Annotated in this window: 10 protein-coding genes and 1 other RNA gene; 9 read left to right on the top strand and 2 right to left on the bottom strand. The window is 66.0% G+C overall.

All coding sequences use genetic code 11. The features are described from left to right. Positions 1-2: 2 nt before the first annotated feature. Together AWB66_RS21675 and ffs are read right to left on the bottom strand one after the other, a co-directional pair. Complete coding sequence (locus AWB66_RS21675) at positions 3-2,450, bottom strand: DNA polymerase III subunit gamma/tau (protein WP_087632225.1); 2,448 nt, start codon at positions 2,448-2,450, stop codon at positions 3-5. Between the two features lie 129 nt (positions 2,451-2,579). Then, positions 2,580-2,678: signal recognition particle sRNA small type (gene ffs, locus AWB66_RS21670), an RNA gene on the bottom strand. Positions 2,679-3,054: 376 nt separating this feature from the next. Between ffs and trxA the strand changes: the two genes are divergently transcribed. The 9 genes from trxA (at position 3,055) to AWB66_RS21625 (ending at position 17,885) form a co-directional block, all read left to right on the top strand. Then, positions 3,055-3,381: a thioredoxin TrxA gene (trxA, locus tag AWB66_RS21665; protein WP_008349330.1), complete on the top strand. Its 327-nt coding sequence runs from the start codon at positions 3,055-3,057 to the stop codon at positions 3,379-3,381. A gap of 269 nt (positions 3,382-3,650) precedes the next feature. Beyond that, on the top strand, positions 3,651-4,916 hold the full coding sequence (gene rho / locus AWB66_RS21660) for a transcription termination factor Rho (RefSeq protein ID WP_062636961.1): 1,266 nt from the start codon (positions 3,651-3,653) through the stop codon (positions 4,914-4,916). A 130-nt stretch (positions 4,917-5,046) separates the two neighbouring features. Next, complete coding sequence (locus AWB66_RS21655; protein WP_087632224.1) at positions 5,047-5,553, top strand: MerR family transcriptional regulator; 507 nt, start codon at positions 5,047-5,049, stop codon at positions 5,551-5,553. Continuing rightward, positions 5,550-7,091: an MFS transporter gene (locus AWB66_RS21650; protein ID WP_087632223.1), complete on the top strand. Its 1,542-nt coding sequence runs from the start codon at positions 5,550-5,552 to the stop codon at positions 7,089-7,091. The genes AWB66_RS21655 and AWB66_RS21650 overlap by 4 nt, the downstream gene beginning before the upstream one ends. A 4-nt stretch (positions 7,092-7,095) precedes the next feature. Then, entirely contained in the window at positions 7,096-7,932 is an 837-nt protein-coding gene (locus AWB66_RS21645) for a M90 family metallopeptidase (RefSeq protein ID WP_087632222.1), read from the top strand. Positions 7,933-8,085: 153 nt separating this feature from the next. Next, entirely contained in the window at positions 8,086-8,340 is a 255-nt protein-coding gene (locus tag AWB66_RS21640; RefSeq protein WP_087632221.1) for a type B 50S ribosomal protein L31, read from the top strand. A 301-nt stretch (positions 8,341-8,641) separates the two neighbouring features. Next, positions 8,642-10,399, top strand: a complete 1,758-nt coding sequence (locus tag AWB66_RS21635) for an ArnT family glycosyltransferase (protein WP_087632220.1) — start codon at positions 8,642-8,644, stop codon at positions 10,397-10,399. Between the two features lie 25 nt (positions 10,400-10,424). Continuing rightward, positions 10,425-11,801: an MATE family efflux transporter gene (locus AWB66_RS21630; protein WP_087632246.1), complete on the top strand. Its 1,377-nt coding sequence runs from the start codon at positions 10,425-10,427 to the stop codon at positions 11,799-11,801. 117 nt (positions 11,802-11,918) lie between these two features. Then, entirely contained in the window at positions 11,919-17,885 is a 5,967-nt protein-coding gene (locus AWB66_RS21625; RefSeq protein WP_087632219.1) for an alpha-2-macroglobulin family protein, read from the top strand. Positions 17,886-17,889: the final 4 nt, after the last annotated feature.

Here is a 17,889-nt window from a genome sequence, read left to right as displayed (position 1 = left end):
ACTCAGTTGCCAGCGGCCGTGCCCGACGATGCCAGCGGCTTGATCGACCCTTGCACGATGCTCGCGCCGAAGTCGCGGATCAAGGATTGCACGAACGGGTCCCGCGCGATCTCCTGTTCGGCTTCCTGCTGGCGCTTCGCGCGCAGGGCGGCGTCGAGCGCGGCGGCCGTGCGGAGCGCCGGGCCGACCGTCACGCTGACTTCGAGTGCGCGGCCGAGCTTGTCGGCGAGCGCCGTCTTCAGCTTCGCGACCTGCGAGACTTCGGCGTACTGCGGCACGGGCACGCTGAGCGAAATCGAGGTGGCATCGCAGGCGGTCAGTTCGCTATTGAACGCTAGCTGATAAGAGATGCCTTTGAGCGGCAGATCGACGGCGAGCGCGGGCCAGTCTCCCTTGACGCCGATCGGATCGAGCGGGATCGCGGGCGGCAGCGGGCGCGTGTCGGCTTTCGTTGCAGGCGTTGGTGTCGCGTTGAAGCGCAGGTCGTCGGGGCCGCTTTCGAACGCGGGCACGAAGCCGTCGTCGGGCGGCATGAAATAGGCATCTTCCGCGGATGCCGGCTGGTAATCGTCCGGCGGCATGTCTTCCCACGGGGGCACGGAAGCGGCGGCGTCGCGTTTCGGCGCGGCCGAAGGAGCGGCGGCTGGCGTCGATTCGACCGGCTGCGCTGCGGACGAACGACGCGGTGTCGGGATTGGAACAGCGGGCGCTGCGGGTTTCGCTGCGACGGGCTTCGGCGTTGCCGGCGCCGCGCGCGCGCCGCGATCAGACGATATCCGCATGCCGGCGCTACGCAGCACATCCAGCGCAGCGCTCGCGCCGGAAGCGGCGCGCGGCGCAGCGGTCCGGTCGTTAATGTCGGCGGGCGGTTCCGCGTCGCGTTCGGACGCGGTTGCGGCCTGCTGGGTCGCAGCGGCGATCGGTACGACCGGCGCATCGGGTAATGCTTCGTCGCGGGATTCGAGCGCCGCCGATGCGACGGGCGGCGAGCCGATTCGATCGGAGTAGTCGGCGGGCGGCTCTGCTTCACGCCTAAAACCCGTTGTGGTTTGCGGGCCTGCGGCGTCGGCTGATTCATCGACGCGCGATGACGGCTGCGATGCGGTCGAGGCTTCGGCGCGTTCATCTGTCGCGACGCTCGTCTCGCCGGCCGTCGGAACCGCTTTCGCCCTCGCCGCTTCGGGCTGCACCGGCTCGGCAGACGCCTCACGCGTGGTCGCCGCGACCGCGTTCGCTTGAGCCACCTGCACCGCCTGCGCCGACGAACGGCCGGCGCTCGCGCTCGCAGCCGTTGCCGCCCCGGTCTTTCTCACCGAACCGCCCACCGGCACATTGACCGCGACGCTACCGCCGCCGCCCGGGCCGCCAGCCGGCTCGAATGCGAGCATGCGAAGCAGCGTCATCGTGAAGCCGGCGTATTCGTCCGGCGCGAGCCCCAGTTCGCTGCGTCCGACCGTGGCGATCTGATAGAACAACTGGACCTGCTCGGCGGAAAGCGCATCGGCGAAGCGGCGGACGTCTTCGGCTTCGGGCCACTCATCCAGCACCGACGCCGGCGCGAACTGCGCCCACGCGATCCGGTGCAGCAGGCCCGCCAGATCCTGCAACGCGGTGGAGAACGACAGGCTGCGCAGCGCCATTTCATCGGCGACCGAAAGCACGGCCTCGCCGTCGCCGGCGGCGAGCGCATCGAGCAGCCGGATCAGGTAGCTCTGGTCGAGCGCGCCGAGCATGCCGCGCACGGCTTCCTCGGTGACCTGATTGGCCGAATAGGCGATCGCCTGATCGGTGAGCGAGAGCGCGTCACGCATGCTGCCGTCGGCCGCGCGCGACAAAAGCCGCAGCGCCTGAGCCTCGAACGGAATTTTTTCCTCGCCGAGAATGTTCTCGAGATGCGAGACGATGTGCCCCGCCGGCATCTGCTTCAGATTGAACTGCAGGCAGCGCGACAGCACGGTCACCGGAATCTTCTGCGGATCGGTCGTGGCGAGGATGAACTTGACGTGCGACGGCGGTTCTTCGAGCGTCTTCAGCATCGCGTTGAACGCGTGGTTCGTGAGCATGTGCACTTCGTCGATCATATAGACCTTGAAGCGCGCATCGACCGGCGCGTACACGGCGCGCTCGAGCAGCGCCGCCATTTCGTCGACGCCGCGATTGCTCGCCGCATCCATCTCGACGTAGTCGACGAAACGTCCCTCGTCGATTTCCCGGCACGCTCGGCACACGCCGCACGGCGCGGAGGTCACGCCCGTTTCACAGTTGAGCGCCTTCGCGAAGATGCGCGAGAGCGTCGTCTTGCCGACACCGCGCGTGCCCGTGAACAGATAGGCGTGGTGCAGGCGGCCGCCGTCGAGCGCGTGCGTGAGCGCACGAACGACGTGCTCCTGGCCGACGAGCGACGCGAACGATTTCGGCCGCCATTTGCGTGCGAGAACTTGATAGGTCATGCCGAAATTGTATCAGCAACGTCACGCGACAAAGGCGGACGCAATGGCGCTTCCGACATGCGTTCAACGCGTGCCGATCGACGTGAAAACGAGTGAGAGAAGAGCAGAGAAAAGCAAGAAAAAGCGGAAGGTGACGAGCCCGACCCTCGGCACTGGCGGAAAACGGCTGTGGCTGCTTCGTTCCCGACCTGACCAGGTTGACCGCGCCGCCATGCGAGGAGGCCCGTCACGACGAATTGTATCATCGGATGGACAGAAGCGCACCTCCGGCTTCGATTGCGCTTCGGCGAGCGCCGTCGGGCCTTGTTCCGCAAGCGTTTCGGCGGCCTCTTGCGCTTTCGGTTTGCGCCCGCATGTGGGCCGTATCGATGCTGCCGCGACGTCCCTATCGGCATCCGGCAACGGATAGCAAAGTAGGCTAAGATGACATGTGAATCACCCGTAACCGACGTGCTCCGGCACGTTCGCGGCCCAAAGCAAAGGCTTTGTCGCGTGCGGCATGCGAGCGGTTTTCAGTTCCGCAGCAACGAAGAACTTTTCTTGTTTTGGTGTATCGTGGCGAGCATTCAAACGCAGGCCTCGAATCCATAGAGGTATTCAGATAATGAGCGAATCAATCAAGCATATCAGCGACGCATCGTTCGAACAGGATGTCGTCAAGTCGGATAAACCTGTCCTGCTCGACTTCTGGGCCGAGTGGTGCGGTCCGTGCAAGATGATTGCCCCGATCCTCGACGAAGTCGCGAAGGATTACGGCGATCGCCTGCAGATCGCGAAGATCAACGTCGACGAACATCAGTCGACGCCGGTCAAGTTCGGCGTGCGCGGCATCCCCACGCTGATCCTGTTCAAGAACGGCGCAGTGGCCGCTCAGAAGGTCGGCGCATTGTCGAAGTCGCAACTCACCGCGTTCCTCGACAGCAACCTGTGACACCCCGGGCTCGTTGCACAAGTAGTACATAAATCAGGGCGCCGCGAAGGCGCCCTGGTTCGCTTCTGTGTCGTCGGGCAGAAGCCGGCCCATGTTGTCTAGCGACAACATGGGCGCCAAAGCCGCGTCGCACCGCCACCCGGGGCTCGCCCGGCGTGTGCTATGCTAGAATCACAAGACTTCAAAGACGTACAAGTCCTAGAGCGGTTCCGCTCACCTCTTCTCCCAAATCTTTCTGTCGCACCTCTTCTCCCTGGCGGGAAATCCGTATGCATTTATCCGAGCTCAAGTCTCAGCACGTGTCAGCCCTGATCGAAATGGCTAATGGCCTCGAGATCGAAAACGCAAACCGCCTGCGCAAGCAGGAACTGATGTTTGCGATTCTCAAGAAGCGCGCCAAGACGGGCGACACGATCTTCGGCGACGGCACGCTGGAAGTCCTCCCCGACGGCTTCGGCTTCCTGCGCTCGCCCGAGACCTCGTATCTCGCGAGCACGGACGACATTTATATCAGCCCCTCGCAGATTCGCCGCTTCAATCTGCATACCGGCGACACTATCGAAGGTGAAGTGCGCACGCCGAAGGACGGCGAACGCTATTTCGCGCTGGTCAAGGTGGACAAGGTCAACGGGCAGCCGCCCGAGGCCTCGAAGCACAAGATCATGTTCGAGAACCTGACGCCGCTGCATCCGAACAAGCCGCTCCCGCTCGAACGCGAAATGCGCGGCGAGGAGAACGTGACGGGCCGGATCATCGACATGATCTCGCCGATCGGCAAGGGCCAGCGTGGCCTGCTCGTGGCGTCGCCGAAGTCGGGCAAGACGGTGATGCTTCAGCACATCGCGCATGCGATCAAGTCGAACCATCCGGACATCGTGCTCTTCGTGCTCTTGATCGACGAGCGTCCTGAAGAAGTGACGGAAATGCAGCGTTCGGTGGCGGGCGAAGTGATCGCCTCCACCTTCGACGAACCCGCCGCGCGCCACGTCCAGGTCGCCGAAATGGTGATCGAGAAGGCGAAGCGCCTCGTCGAGATGAAGCACGACGTCGTGATCCTGCTCGACTCCATCACGCGTCTCGCGCGCGCCTACAACACGGTCGTGCCGGCGTCGGGCAAGGTGCTGACGGGCGGTGTCGATGCGAACGCGCTGCAGCGTCCGAAGCGCTTCTTCGGCGCGGCGCGCAACATCGAGGAAGGCGGTTCGCTCACCATCATCGGCACGGCGCTGATCGAAACCGGCAGCCGCATGGACGACGTGATCTACGAAGAGTTCAAAGGCACCGGCAACATGGAAGTGCACCTGGAGCGCCGTCTCGCGGAAAAGCGCGTCTATCCGTCGATCAATCTGAACAAGTCGGGCACGCGCCGCGAAGAACTGCTCATCAAGCCGGACCTGCTGCAAAAGGTCTGGGTGCTGCGCAAGTTCATCCACGACATGGACGAAGTCGAAGCGATGGAATTCCTGCTCGACAAAATCCGCCAGACGAAGAGCAATTCCGAGTTCTTCGATCTGATGCGCCGCGGCGGAGGTTAATCCCGCTTCGCCGCTACGGTGGCTCACGCCGCACGAAAACCGCTCGCTTCGCCGAGCGGTTTTTTTTCGTCCGCACGCCGCCAAGGCCAAACCTGTACGTTCACGTTCAGGTTGCACTATAATCTCGCCCATGTCCGACGAATCCACCCCGCTTCTCACCGTGCGCGACGCCGCCGAACGGCTCGGCGTGACGCCGCGCACGCTGAAGTATTACGAGGAACGCGGCCTCGTCACGCCGAGCCGCAGCGAAGGCCGTTATCGTCTGTACGACGAAAGCGATCTCGAACGTTTCGGGCGCATTTTGCGTCTGCGTTCGCTGGGTTTCTCGCTGCATGGCATTGTGGAAATGCTCAAGCGCCCGCTCGAATCGACCGATGCGGGCAACCGGCGCTATTCGGCCGAATCGCTCGACGAGATCCGCGGCGGTCTTCAGCAGCAACTCGACGCCCTCGACGCGCGTATCGACGCGGTGCGCCGCGAACTGAAGGAAGCGCAGACCGTGCGTGCGGAGCTGCGGCGCGATCTCGATTACGTCGAAGCGCGCGTTGCCGGCACGCCTGCCGACCAGTTGTTGGACGCGCGCCGCAACGCGCGCGCGGCATCGAAGGCGAAACGCGCGAAGCGCGGCAGCGCATGAGTTCGCAGGCCGTCACCGTCGAACGCCTTCGCGGCGATTTCTTCCCGTGGGTGCTCGCGCTCGCGACCGGCCTCGACTATTTCGACAACGCGACCTTTTCCTTTTTCGCGAGCTATATCGCGGGCGGCGTGAATGCGTCGCCGGACGAACTCGTGTGGTCGTCGAGCGCTTACGCGGTCGCCGCCGTGCTCGGCATTCTCCAGCAGCAATGGTGGGTCGAGCGGCTCGGGCATCGGCGCTATATCGCCGGATGTCTCCTGCTCTACTCAGCGGGCGCGGCGATGTCGGCAGTGTGCGACACCTCGCTGCAACTCATGTTCACGCGGGGTTTCCAGGGCTATTTCAACGGCCCGATGATGGGCGCCTGCCGCATCCTGATCCAGGTCAGCTTCCCGCCGCAGCCGCGCGCGAACGCGCTGCGCTCGTTTCTCGCGCTGATCGTGCTCTCGAGCGCGCTTGCGCCGCTCGCGGGCGGTCTGTTGATCGCGCATTTCGACTGGCGCGCGATCTTCTTCTGCACCGCGCCCGTCGGCGTCGCGTTCGCGGTGTTCGCGCTGCTCGTGGTGCCCGATTCCGGCAACGTGCAGCCCGAAGCGCGCGGCGATTCGCATTTCTGGGCTTATCTGCTGTTCGCATTCGCGCAGGGCGCGCTGCAGATCGTGATGCAGCAGGTGCGCTTCCAGCTCTTCACCGCCTCGCCGATGCTCATTCTCCTGACCGTTTCGGGCATCGGCGCCCTCGCCTGGTTCGTTTGGCACCAGTGGCATCATCCGTCGCCGCTCGTGCGGCTGCATGCGCTGCGTGAGCGCACGTTCCAGGTGGGGCTCCTGCTCTACATGTTCTATTACTACGAGTCGACGGGCTTCAGCTTTCTGATCTCGCGCTTTCTCGAACAGGGGCTCGGCTACCCGGTGGAGAACGCGGGACGGCTCGTTGGCGTGACGTCGCTGATTTCGGGCACCGCGCTCTTCGCCTACTTCCGCTACGCGAAGCTGCTGCCGCGCAAGAAGTGGATCATCGTGCCCGGCTTTGCGATCGCGGCGCTCGTCGCGTGGTTGATGACGCGCATGTCGCCCGCGGTCGGCCAGAGCGCGCTCATCCTGCCGATGCTGTTGCGCGGCCTCCTGCTGCTCTTCATCGTGCTGCCGGTCGCGAATCTCACGTTCCGCATCTTCGCGATCGAGGAATTCACGCACGGCTACCGGCTGAAGAACATCGTGCGTCAACTGACGATTTCGTTCGGAACGGCCTCGGTGATCATCGTCGAGCAGCATCGGCAGGCGGTGCATCAGACGCGCCTCGCGGAAGCCGCAAATCAGTACAATCCGGTGTTCCAGCAGACCGTCGAGACGCTCGCGCACGGTTTCGCCGCTGCCGGGCGCAGCGTCGCCGAGGCGCATGCGCTGGCGATCGCGGACGTGAGCCGGATGGTCGCGCAGCAGGCGAGCTTCCTCGCGTCGCTCGACGGCTTCTACTTCCTGATGGGCGTCGCGCTCGTCGGCGGCGCGTTCGCGTGCTGGCAAAAACAGATCGACTGACACGATGCCCAATCTCTTCTCACGCTGGTTCGGCGCGCAACGGCGCAAACGCGCGCTGCGCAAGTACGCCATCGACGATGCGCTCTGGCAGCGCACGCTCGACGCGCTGCCGTTCTTCGGCCACCTCGGCGCCGCCGATCTCGTCCGCCTGCGCGAGTGCGCGAGCCTCTTCATCGCGCAAAAGGAGTTTTCGACCGCGCACGACCTCGAACTCACCGACGCGATGATCGTCTCGATCGCAGCTCAAGCCTGCCTGCCGGTGCTCAACCTGAGCCTCGACCTGTATCGAGGCTGGGTGGGCGTGATCGTTTATCCGGGCGAATTCGTGATCAAGAAGACGGTCGAGGACGAAGACGGCGTCGTCCATGAAGTCGAGCACGACGCGAGCGGCGAGGCGTGGGAAGGCGGCCCGGTCGTGCTGTCGTGGGAAGACGCGCAGATGACGGACGGCGCGGACGCCTACAACGTCGTGATCCACGAATTCGCGCACAAGATCGACATGGTCAACGGCGAGGCCGACGGCCATCCGCCGCTTTTTCGCCGCTGGCATGCGCCGCTCGACGCGCAAGCCTGGGCCGACGTCTTCGACCACGCGTACGACCACTTCTGCGCGCAGGTCGACGCCGTGCCGGAGCGCCGATTCCGCCAGTTCGAGCGCGATTCGCTGATCGACCCGTACGCCGCCGATCATCCGTCGGAGTTTTTCGCGGTGTGCAGCGAGGCGCTCTTCGTCACGCCGCAGGCCTTCGAGGCGGCTTATCCGGAGCTGTACCGGCTGCTCGCGCGCTATTACCGCCAGGACCCGGCAGGCGTGGGCGCGCTGGCTCATCCGTCCGCGTGAGCGGGGCGCCGCGAAATCATGCCAAACGACTGATTTTCTGGCATAATCGCCGTTTTTCGACCTCAGGCAAGTGACTCGCTTGAAAACAGGCGGATTTCCGAATAGTTCGGAGACGCCGAGTGGGTTGGCTACCGTCAGATATCAGGAAAGACCATGAAAGAAGGCATTCACCCGAATTACCGCGAAGTGCTGTTCGTCGACATGTCGAACGACTTCAAGTTCGTGACGCGTTCGACCATCAACACGCGCGAAACCGCCGAGTTCGAAGGCAAGACCTATCCGCTCGCGAAGATCGAAGTGTCGTCGGAATCGCATCCGTTCTACACCGGTCAGCAAAAGATCATGGACACGGCAGGCCGCGTCGAGAAGTTCAACAAGAAGTTTGCAGCGTTCTCGGCGAAGAAGTAAGACGGCAGCGTTTCACGGTCGGCGCGACACGTCGATTCGTCGATACCGACAAAAAGGGCAGCGAAAGCTGCCCTTTTTTGTCCCTGCTCGGTGCGGCCTGCCGTACCGGCCCGGGCCGCACCGTGACACGCTTCGCCCCTCGCGACCCCGGCGGCGCCCGGCTTCTGCCGACCCGCACGGCTCGCGTCTACAATGCCGGATGCTTCGATTCACGCATCGTCGGGGCTCGCGCGCCGGCTGAACGACCCGCGCCGCTCGCGGCCTTGAAGTCGCTGTTTTTCCATCCACTGCTCCTTTTCGCATGCGCTCTGTCGTCCGCCTGACCGCTTCCGCCACCAGCGCCCTGCCGCGCTGGCTTCTGCTCGCCATCTGCATCGTCTATGCGTCGTTCGGGCTGTTCGGCCGCGATCCGTGGAAAAACGAGGACGCGGCGGGCTTCGGCGTGATGTGGACGATGGCGAACGGCGACGCGAAGGACTGGCTGCTGCCGAATCTCGTCGGCAAGGCGCTCACCGCCGACGGCCCGCTGATGTACTGGCTCGGCGCCCTCTTCATCCGCGTGCTGAGTCCGTGGGTCGATGCGAGCAACGCGTCGCGCGTCGCGACGGGCCTCCTTTTCTGTCTCGCCTGCGCTTTCGTCTGGTACACGGCCTATCTGCTCGGCCGGCGCGATGAAGCCCAGCCGTTCAAGTACGCATTCGGCGGCGAGCCGGAGCCGCGCGACTACGGCCGCACGCTCGCCGACGGCGCGCTGCTCATCCTGCTCGCGTGCTTCGGGCTCGCCGAGCGCGGTCACGAAGCCTCGCCGCTGCTCGCGCAGTTCGCCGGAAGCGCGATGCTCGTCTACGGCCTCGTGCGCAGCATCGACAAGCCAGTGCAGGGCGCGCTCATCTGGGGCGCGGCGATCGGCGTGGTCGGTTTGTCGAGCAGCCCGGTGCTCGTGTTCGCGCTCCTGGTCTGCACGCTCGCGATGACGATCGTCGTGCGGCCGGTGCGGGCCCTGCCGCTCGTCATCATGGGGCTGCCGCTCGCGATCGCGCTGATCGCCGCGTGGGTGCTGCCGACGCTGCACTTCTATCCCGAAGACGGTGAATGGTGGCTGCGCCAGTGGTGGCGCAGCAGCTTCCACACGTTCACCGGGCCGCCGTCCGAAGTGCTCGGCTACGCGATGAAGAACCTGCCGCTCTTCACGTGGCCCGCGTGGCCGCTCGCGATCTGGACCTTCGTCAGCTGGGGCGGACAGCGCCGCTCGCCGCACGTGGCGGTGCCGCTCTCGGTGATCGGGCCGCTGCTCGTGCTCGTCGTGCTGCAAAGCCACGAGACGAATCGTCTCTTCATGCTGCTGTTGCCGCCGCTTTCGGTGCTCGCGACCTTCGCCCTGCCGACGTTGAAGCGCGGCGCGATCAACGCGATCGACTGGTTCGCGATGCTGAGCTTCACGATCCTCGGCACGTTCGTGTGGCTCGTCTGGACGGCCGGCATCTTCGGCTTTCCGCCGCCGCTCGCGCGCAATCTCGCGCGGCTCGCGCCCGGGTTTCATCCCGAGTTCAAGATCCTGTCGTTCGTGTGCGCGGTGGCCGTGACGCTCTGCTGGGTTCTGCTCGCCCGCTGGCGGCTCGCGCGCCATCCGAAAGTGCTGTGGCGCAGCGTCGTGCTGTCGAGCGCGGGCACGACGCTCATGTGGGTGCTCCTGATGACATTGTGGCTGCCGGTCGTGAACTACAGCCGGACCTATCGCGACGTCGCGGAACAGATCGCCGACCACCTGCCGCCCGATTACAGCTGCATCTCGCCCGTGCGTCTCGGCGACGCGCAGATCGCGACCTTTGCCTATTTCGGCGGCATGCGCTTCTCCTTCGACGAAGACTGCGACGTGATCCTGCGACAGGACCGCGCAGATTTCGGCGAGCCGTCGTCGATGTCGGCGTTCGTGTGGAAGCTCGTCTGGGAAGGCCGGCGCGTCGCCGACCGCGACGAACGCTTCCGCCTGTATGTGCGCATCGAACGGCCGGTTCCGCCCGTCAAGCGCGAGCGCCCGAAGACGCTGCGGCGCCCGTAAGCCGATGCGTCCGGCGTTTCACGACATGCTCGCGGATGTGCGCAAAATCGCCTCGCTCGCGTGGCCGGTACTGATCGGCCAGTTGGCGATCATCGCGTTCGGCGTGATCGACACGGCGATGGTCGGCCGCTTTTCCGCCACCGATCTCGCCGCGCTCGGGCTCGGGTCGTCGGTCTACATTTCGATCTATATCGGTCTGACGGGCATTCTGGTCGCGCTCCAGCCGATCGCCGGGCAACTGTTCGGGGCGGCGCGCGAGAAAGAGATCGGCGAGGAAGTGCGGCAGGCGCTCTGGCTCGCGGCGCTGCTTGCCGTCATCGGCTTCGTGCTGCTCTACTTTCCCGAGCCGCTCCTCGGTCTCGCCGACGCCCCGCCCGCGCTGCACGAGCGCACGGTGCAGTATCTGCGGATCGTATCGTTCGGGCTGCCCGCGAGCCTCGTGTTTCGCGTCTACAGTTCGCTCACGAACGCGGTCGGCAAGCCGCGCCTCGTGATGTTCCTGCAAGTGGGCGCGCTCATCGTCAAGTTTCCGCTCAATACCTGGTTCATCTTCGGCGGGGTCGGTGTGCCGGCGCTCGGCGGCCCAGGCTGCGCGCTTGCCAGCACGCTGATCAACTGGCTGCTTGCCGCGGTCGGCATGACGGTGCTCGTGAAATTCGAGTTCTTCCGCCCGTTCGGCATCTTTTCGCGCTTCTGCTGGCCGGTGTGGAAACGTCAGGCCGCGCTGCTGAAGCTCGGCATTCCGATGGGGCTCTCCTATCTGATCGAAGTGACGTCCTACACGTTCATGGCGCTCTTCATCTCGCGCTTCGGCACGACGTCGCTCGCCGGCCACCAGATCGCCGGCAACCTCGGCGCGGTGCTCTACATGACGCCGCTGTCGATCGGCATCGCTTCGTCGACGCTCGTCTCGCAGGCGCTCGGCGCAGGACGCTTCGACGCGGCCGCGTCGATTTCGCGGCACGGCATCGCGCTCGCGAGCGGGATCGCGTGCCTGTACGGCGCGCTCGTGCTGGCGCTGCGGCTGGAGATCATCTCGGCTTATACGCCGAACGAAGCGGTCATCGCGGCGGCGATGCCGCTGGTGATGATCGTCGTCTTCTATCACCTCTTCGATGCGCTGCAGATTTCGACCGCGTTCATCCTGCGCGCCTACAAGGTGACGCTCGTGCCGACCGTCATCTACGCGCTCGCGCTCTGGGGCATCGGCCTGGGCGGCGGCTATCTGCTCGGCTTCGATGCCGGCGGCATGGTGCCGCAGTGGCTGCAGGGCGCGCGCGGCTTCTGGGTGGCGAACACGCTGAGTCTGGGCGTCGCGGGCGTCGGGCTCTTTCTCTACTGGCGCCGTGTCAGCACGCGGCATGTGTCCGTCGCGACGAAGTCTTCCGACGTCCGCAGCTGAATTGTCACCAAACGCAAACTTCTGCGTTCAACATCGCTTTTCATGCACTGAAACTGAAAGATGCGTGTAGGGCTCCGGTAGAATCTGCGGCGTCTGCCGAACCCGGAGCGAGCGCGAATGAGCCGCGTCACAACAAAAAAACAATGGATTCTGGCCGCGACGGCCCTGCTGACGGCCGCCGTATTCGGTACCGCCATGCCTCGCGCCGATGCCGCCCGCGCCGTGAGCGTATCGCCGCAAGGCAAGGTCGCGCAGGTGCGGCAGGTCGTCGTCAAGTTCGACGAAGCGATGATCGCCTTCGGCAGTCCCGGCGCGGCCGCGCCCGCGAAAGTCGCATGCAGCGGCGCGAGCGTCGGCGGCACGGCGCGCTGGATCGACGCGAAAACCTGGGCCTACGATTTCGAGCGCGACCTGCCGCCGGGCATGCGCTGCGCGGTCGATTTCAACGACGGCCTGAAGTCGGACGCGGGCAACGCGGTCACGGGCAAGCGCAGTTTCGCGTTCGAAACCGGCGGCCCGTTCGTCATGCGCGTGATGCCGGGCGGCGGCGAAATCGAGGAAGACCAGGCCTTCGTGCTGCGACTCAACGGCCCGGCGACGGAAGCCTCCGTGCTCGCGAACGTCTGGTGCGAATCGAATGCGCTCGGCAACCGCATCCCCGTCAAGACGCTCGACGCGAACACGCGCACCGCCCTCCTCAAGCATTTCCGGCTCGACAAGGAAAGCGATCGCGTGCTCACGCTCGCCTGTCAGCAGACGCTGCCGTCCGCGACCAAGATGCAACTCGTCTACGGCGCCGGTGTCGCGGGCCCGAGCGGCATCGCGAACGACGTCGAAAAGCGTTTCGACTTCACCGTGCGCGATCCCTTCACCGCAAGCTTTTCGTGCGAGCGCGAGAACGCGAAGGCGCCATGCACGCCTTTGCGCCCGTTGCAGCTGCGCTTTTCGGCGCCGATCGCCCGCGCCGACGCGCAGAAGATCATCCTGCACGGCCCGGGCGGCAACGCCGCGCCCCGCTTCGATGCGAACGACAAGAGCGAAGAAGTCGGCAGCATTGAGTTCGCGGCGCCCTTGCCCGAACGCGCGCAACTGTCGATCGACTTGCCCGCGAACCTGAAGGACACGAGCGGCCGCAAACTTGCGAACGCCGATCTCTTCCCGTTGAAAACGTCCACCGCGCCGATGCCGCCGCTCGCGAAGTTTTCGTCGTCGACGTTCGGCATCATCGAGCGCTTCGCCGAGCCGAACATGCCGGCGATGCTGCCCGTCACGCTGCGTCACGTCGAGGCCGACCTGCACGTGCAGGGACTAAACGCCGGCACCTCGCGCGTGACGAAGCTGAAAGTCGACGCGGACGATGAAATCCGCCGCTGGATGCGCATCGTCGACCGTTTCGACGGCACGTCGATGGCGCGCTCCGAGATCCGGGAACTGATGCCGCAGGCGCTCGGCAATGGCGCCGCGCCCGTCTACACGCCCGCTCCCGACAACAGCAACAACGCCCACGCGAAAGATCCGCAGATCGACGTGCGTTCGCTGTCGCTTTTGAACCGGCAACCGGGCGTCGAGGCGCTCACCGTGCCCGCCGCCGATCCGAAGGCGCTTCGGCCGTTCGAAGTGGTCGGCATTCCGCTCGCGAAGCCGGGCTTCTATGTCGTCGAGCTGGCGTCGCCGGCGCTCGGCGGGTCGCTCCTCGGCAAAACCCAGCCGATGTACGTGCGCACCTCGGTGCTCGTCACGAATCTCGGCGTGCATTTCAAGCAGGGCCGCGAAAACAGCGTCGTGTGGGTGACGGCGCTCGACAGCGCCAAGCCCGTGCCCAACGCGCAAGTGCGCGTGACCGACTGCAACGGCGAACAGCTCGCGCTCGGCAAAACCGACGCGAACGGGCTCGTCACGATCAGCAAGCCGCTCTCGCCCTTGCGCCGCTGCGACGAAGACAGCTTCAGCTACGACGGCTTTTTCGTGTCCGCGCGCGTGGACGATCCCGCGACCGGCCCCGACATGGCGTTCGTGCGCTCCGACTGGAATCGCGGCATCGAGTCGTGGCGCTTCAACGTGCCGACCGACATGGGCCTCGAACGCACGACGCGCGCGCATACCGTCTTCGACCGGACGCTCGTGCGCGCGGGCGAAACGGTGTCGATGAAGCACCTGATGCGCGTCGAGACGCTCAAGGGCTTCGCGTTTCCCGAGCACTATCCGACGCGCGTGACGATCCGCCACGAAGGCAGCGGGCAGACGTACAGCATGCCGCTCGCGTGGTCCGCCGATCACAGCGCCGACTCCTCGTTCGCGGTGCCGGCGGCGGCGAAGCTCGGCGAATACAGCGTGTCGCTCGACGACGGCTCGACGAGCAACCAAGGCGACGACAACGACAACGAAGAAGGCTCGGCGCGCGCGTCGTTCTATAGCGGCAGCTTTCGGGTCGAGGAATTCCGGCTGCCCGTGTTCAAGGGTTCGGTCGGCGTGCGCGACCAGAAGACGAGCGCGCTCGTCGCGGCGAAGGAAGCGCCGGTCGCGGTGCAGATCGAGTACGTATCGGGCGGGCCGGCTTCGAACCTGCCGGTGCGCGTGTCGGCGCTCCTGCGCGACACGTCGCCGGCGTTCGCCTCGCAGTTCGACGGCTTCAGCTTCGCGCCCTACCGCAAGCCCGCCGACGACGGCGCGAGCGCAAGCGCCTCATCGGACGATGAAGAAGGCGCCGAGGAACAGAACGCGACGGCGAAACTCGTCGCCGACAAGCTGCCGGTCACGCTCGATCGCAACGGCGCGGGGACGGTCACGCTGAAGTCGCTGCCGGCCGTCGAGTCGCCGAAGCGGCTCGCGATGGAAGCGACCTTCGCGGACCCGAACGGCGAAATCCAGACGATTCGCGGCGACGCCACGCTCTGGCCTGCTGCGCTCGCCGTCGGCGTCAAGGCGGGACAGTGGGTCTCGGTCGGCAACGCGGTGCCGGTGCAGGCGCTCGCACTCGACCTGCAAGGCAAGCCGCGCGCGGGCGTCGCGCTGGAGATTCGCGGCGTCGCGCGGCTGATGTCGAGTTCGCGCAAGCGCATGGTCGGCGGCTTCTACGCCTACGACAACCACACCGAAACCAAGGACCTCGGCACGCTTTGCAGCGGCAAGAGCGACGACCACGGGCTCTTCTCCTGCGACGCGAAACTCAAGGACGCGGGCAACGTCGATCTGATCGCGGTCGTCAAGGACGGCGACGGCCGCGCGGCCAATGCGACCACGTCGGTCTGGGTCACGCGCGAGGACGAACTGTGGTTCGGCGGCGAAAACACCGACCGCATCGACGTGCTGCCCGAAAAGCCGAGCTACGAGCCCGGCGAAACCGCCCGCTTTCAGGTACGCATGCCGTTTCGCTTCGCGACCGCGCTCGTCGCGGTGGAACGCGAGGGCGTGGTCGAGACGCGGGTCGTCGAACTGAACGGCAAGGACCCGACCATCGACCTCAAAGTGCAGGAATCGTGGGGGCCGAACGTGTATGTGTCGGTGCTCGCGCTGCGCGGACGGATTCACGAAGTGCCGTGGTACTCGTTCTTCACCTGGGGCTGGAAGGCGCCGGTCGAATGGGCGCGCGCCTTCTGGTACGAAGGCCGTCAGTACGAAGCGCCGACGCCGCTCGTCGATCTCTCCAAGCCCGCGTTCCGCTACGGTCTCGCCGAGATCAAGGTCGGCACGGCGGCGCACCGGCTCGCCGTCACGGTGACGCCCGATGCGAAGTCCTACGCGGTGCGCTCGAAGGCGCACGTCAAGGTGCGCGTGGCCCTGCCGGGCGGCAAACCGGCGCCGGCGGGCACGCAGATCGCGCTCGCCGCCGTCGACGAGGCGTTGCTCGAACTGATGCCGAACCGAAGCTGGGACGTGCTCGACGCGATGCTGCAACGGCGCGCGTACGGCGTCGAGACCGCGACGGCGCAGATGGAGATCGTCGGGCGCCGGCATTTCGGGCGCAAGGCGGTGCCGGCGGGCGGCGGCGGCGGGCACAGTGCGACGCGCGAACTCTTCGACACGCTGCTGTTGTGGAACCCGCGCGTGACGCTCGATGCGAACGGCGAAGCGTCGGTCGACGTGCCGCTGAACGACGCGCTGACGAGCTTTAGGATCGTCGCGATCGCGACGGTCGGCGGGGGGCAATTTGGCAGCGGCAGCGCGTCGATCCGCAGCACGCAGGACTTGCAACTGATTTCGGGACTGCCGCCGCTCGTGCGCGTCGGCGATGCGTTCCCCGCGCAGTTCACGCTGCGCAACACGACCGCGCGCAAGATGCAGGTCGTCGTGACGCCGCGCGTTCCGGGGCTCACGCTGGACGCGCGCACGATTGATCTCGCGCCGGATTCGTCGCAGGAAGTCGCGTGGGACGTGACGGCGCCCGATGTGCTCGGCGCCGCTGCGTCGTCGGCCGCGCTTGCCTGGAATGTGAGCGCGGTCGAGCAAGGCGGAGCGAAAGCGAGCGATGCGGTGAAACTGACGCAGCGCGTCACGGCGGCGATTCCCGTGACGGTCCAGCAGGCGACCATCACGCAAGTCGACGGCACGCTCACGCTGCCCGTCGCGCCGCCCGCCGACGCCAGCGCGTCGAGCGACGGCACGATTCGCGGCGGCGTCGCGGTATCGCTGCAACCGAAGCTCGCCGACGGCCTGCCCGGGGTGCGTCGCTGGTTCGAGCGCTATCCGTACAGTTGTCTCGAACAGCAGACCTCGCGCGCGCTCGGTCTCGCGGATGCCGCGCAGTGGCAAACCGTGATCGCGCGCATGCCGTCGTATCTGGACCGCGACGGCCTCGCGAACTACTTCCCGCCCGCTGACGACGAGCGGCCGACCGGCAGCCCGACGCTGTCGGCGTACTTGCTCGCCGTGTCGGACGAAGCGGCGAAGGCCGACCGCCGCTTTGCGCTGCCCGACGACCTTCGCGGCAAGCTCACGTCGGGTCTCGTCAATTTCGTCGAAGGCAAGCTTCAGCGTGATTTCTGGGCGCCGCGCCAGGATCTCGATCTGCGCAAGCTCGCGGCCATCGAGGCGCTGTCGCGCTACGGAATGGCGCAACCGCGCATGCTCAGTTCGATTACGATCGCGCCAAATCAGTGGCCGACCTCCGCGCTGCTCGACTACTACGCGATCCTGTCGCGCGTCGAAGGCATCGCCGGTCGCGACGAGAAGCGCGCGCAGGTCGAGCAGATCCTGCGCGCGCGGCTCACCTATCAGGGCACGCGCCTCACGTTCTCGACCGAACGCGACGACGATCTCTACTGGCTCATGACCGGCACCGAATCGAACGCGGCGCGCACCGCGCTCCTCTTCGCCGACGCCCCCGGCTGGAAGGACGAGATGCCGCGTCTCGTCGGCGGCCTCATCGCGATGCAGAAGAACGGCGCCTGGCAAACCACGACCGCGAATCTCTGGGGCACGCTCGCCGTCGGGCGCTTCTCGCGCGTGTTCGAGAGCACGCCGGTCAGCGGGCAGACGAAGATCCAGCTCGGCTCGAATGAGAAAACGGTGACATGGCCCGCGCCGCCGCCGGCCGCCAGCGCCACGCTGCCGTGGACGAGCGGCGCGCTCACGCTCGCGCAGGAAGGCAGCGGCAAGCCGTGGGCGACCATCGAAAGTCTCGCGGCGGTCGCGCTGAAGGCGCCGTTCGCGGCGGGCTATCGCATCACGAAGACCGTCACCCCGGTCGATCCGGCGGTCAAGGGCGCATTCACGCGCGGCGACATCGTGCGCGTGCGCCTCGACATCGATGCGCAAAGCGACATGACCTGGGTCGTCGTCAACGATCCGGTTCCGGCCGGCGCGACGATCCTCGGCTCGGGGCTCGGCCGCGATTCGGACGCCGCGACCGAAGGAGAAAAGCGCGACGGCGCGTGGCCCGCGTTCGTGGAGCGCGGCTTCGACGGCTATCGCGCGTATTACGACTATCTGCCGAAGGGCAAGCTGCAAGTCGAATACACGGTGCGGCTGAACAGCGTCGGCACGTTCGGCTTGCCGCCGACGCGCGTCGAAGCGCTTTATGCGCCCTCGTCCTTCGGCGCGCTGCCGAATGCGCCGATGGTCGTGAAGCCGGTCGCGGCGAAGTGACGCG

Source organism: Caballeronia telluris (assembly GCF_001544495.1).
In the GTDB taxonomy this organism is placed as follows: Bacteria; Pseudomonadota; Gammaproteobacteria; order Burkholderiales; family Burkholderiaceae; genus Caballeronia; species Caballeronia telluris.
This window is presented reverse-complemented; position numbering and strand designations above follow the sequence as displayed.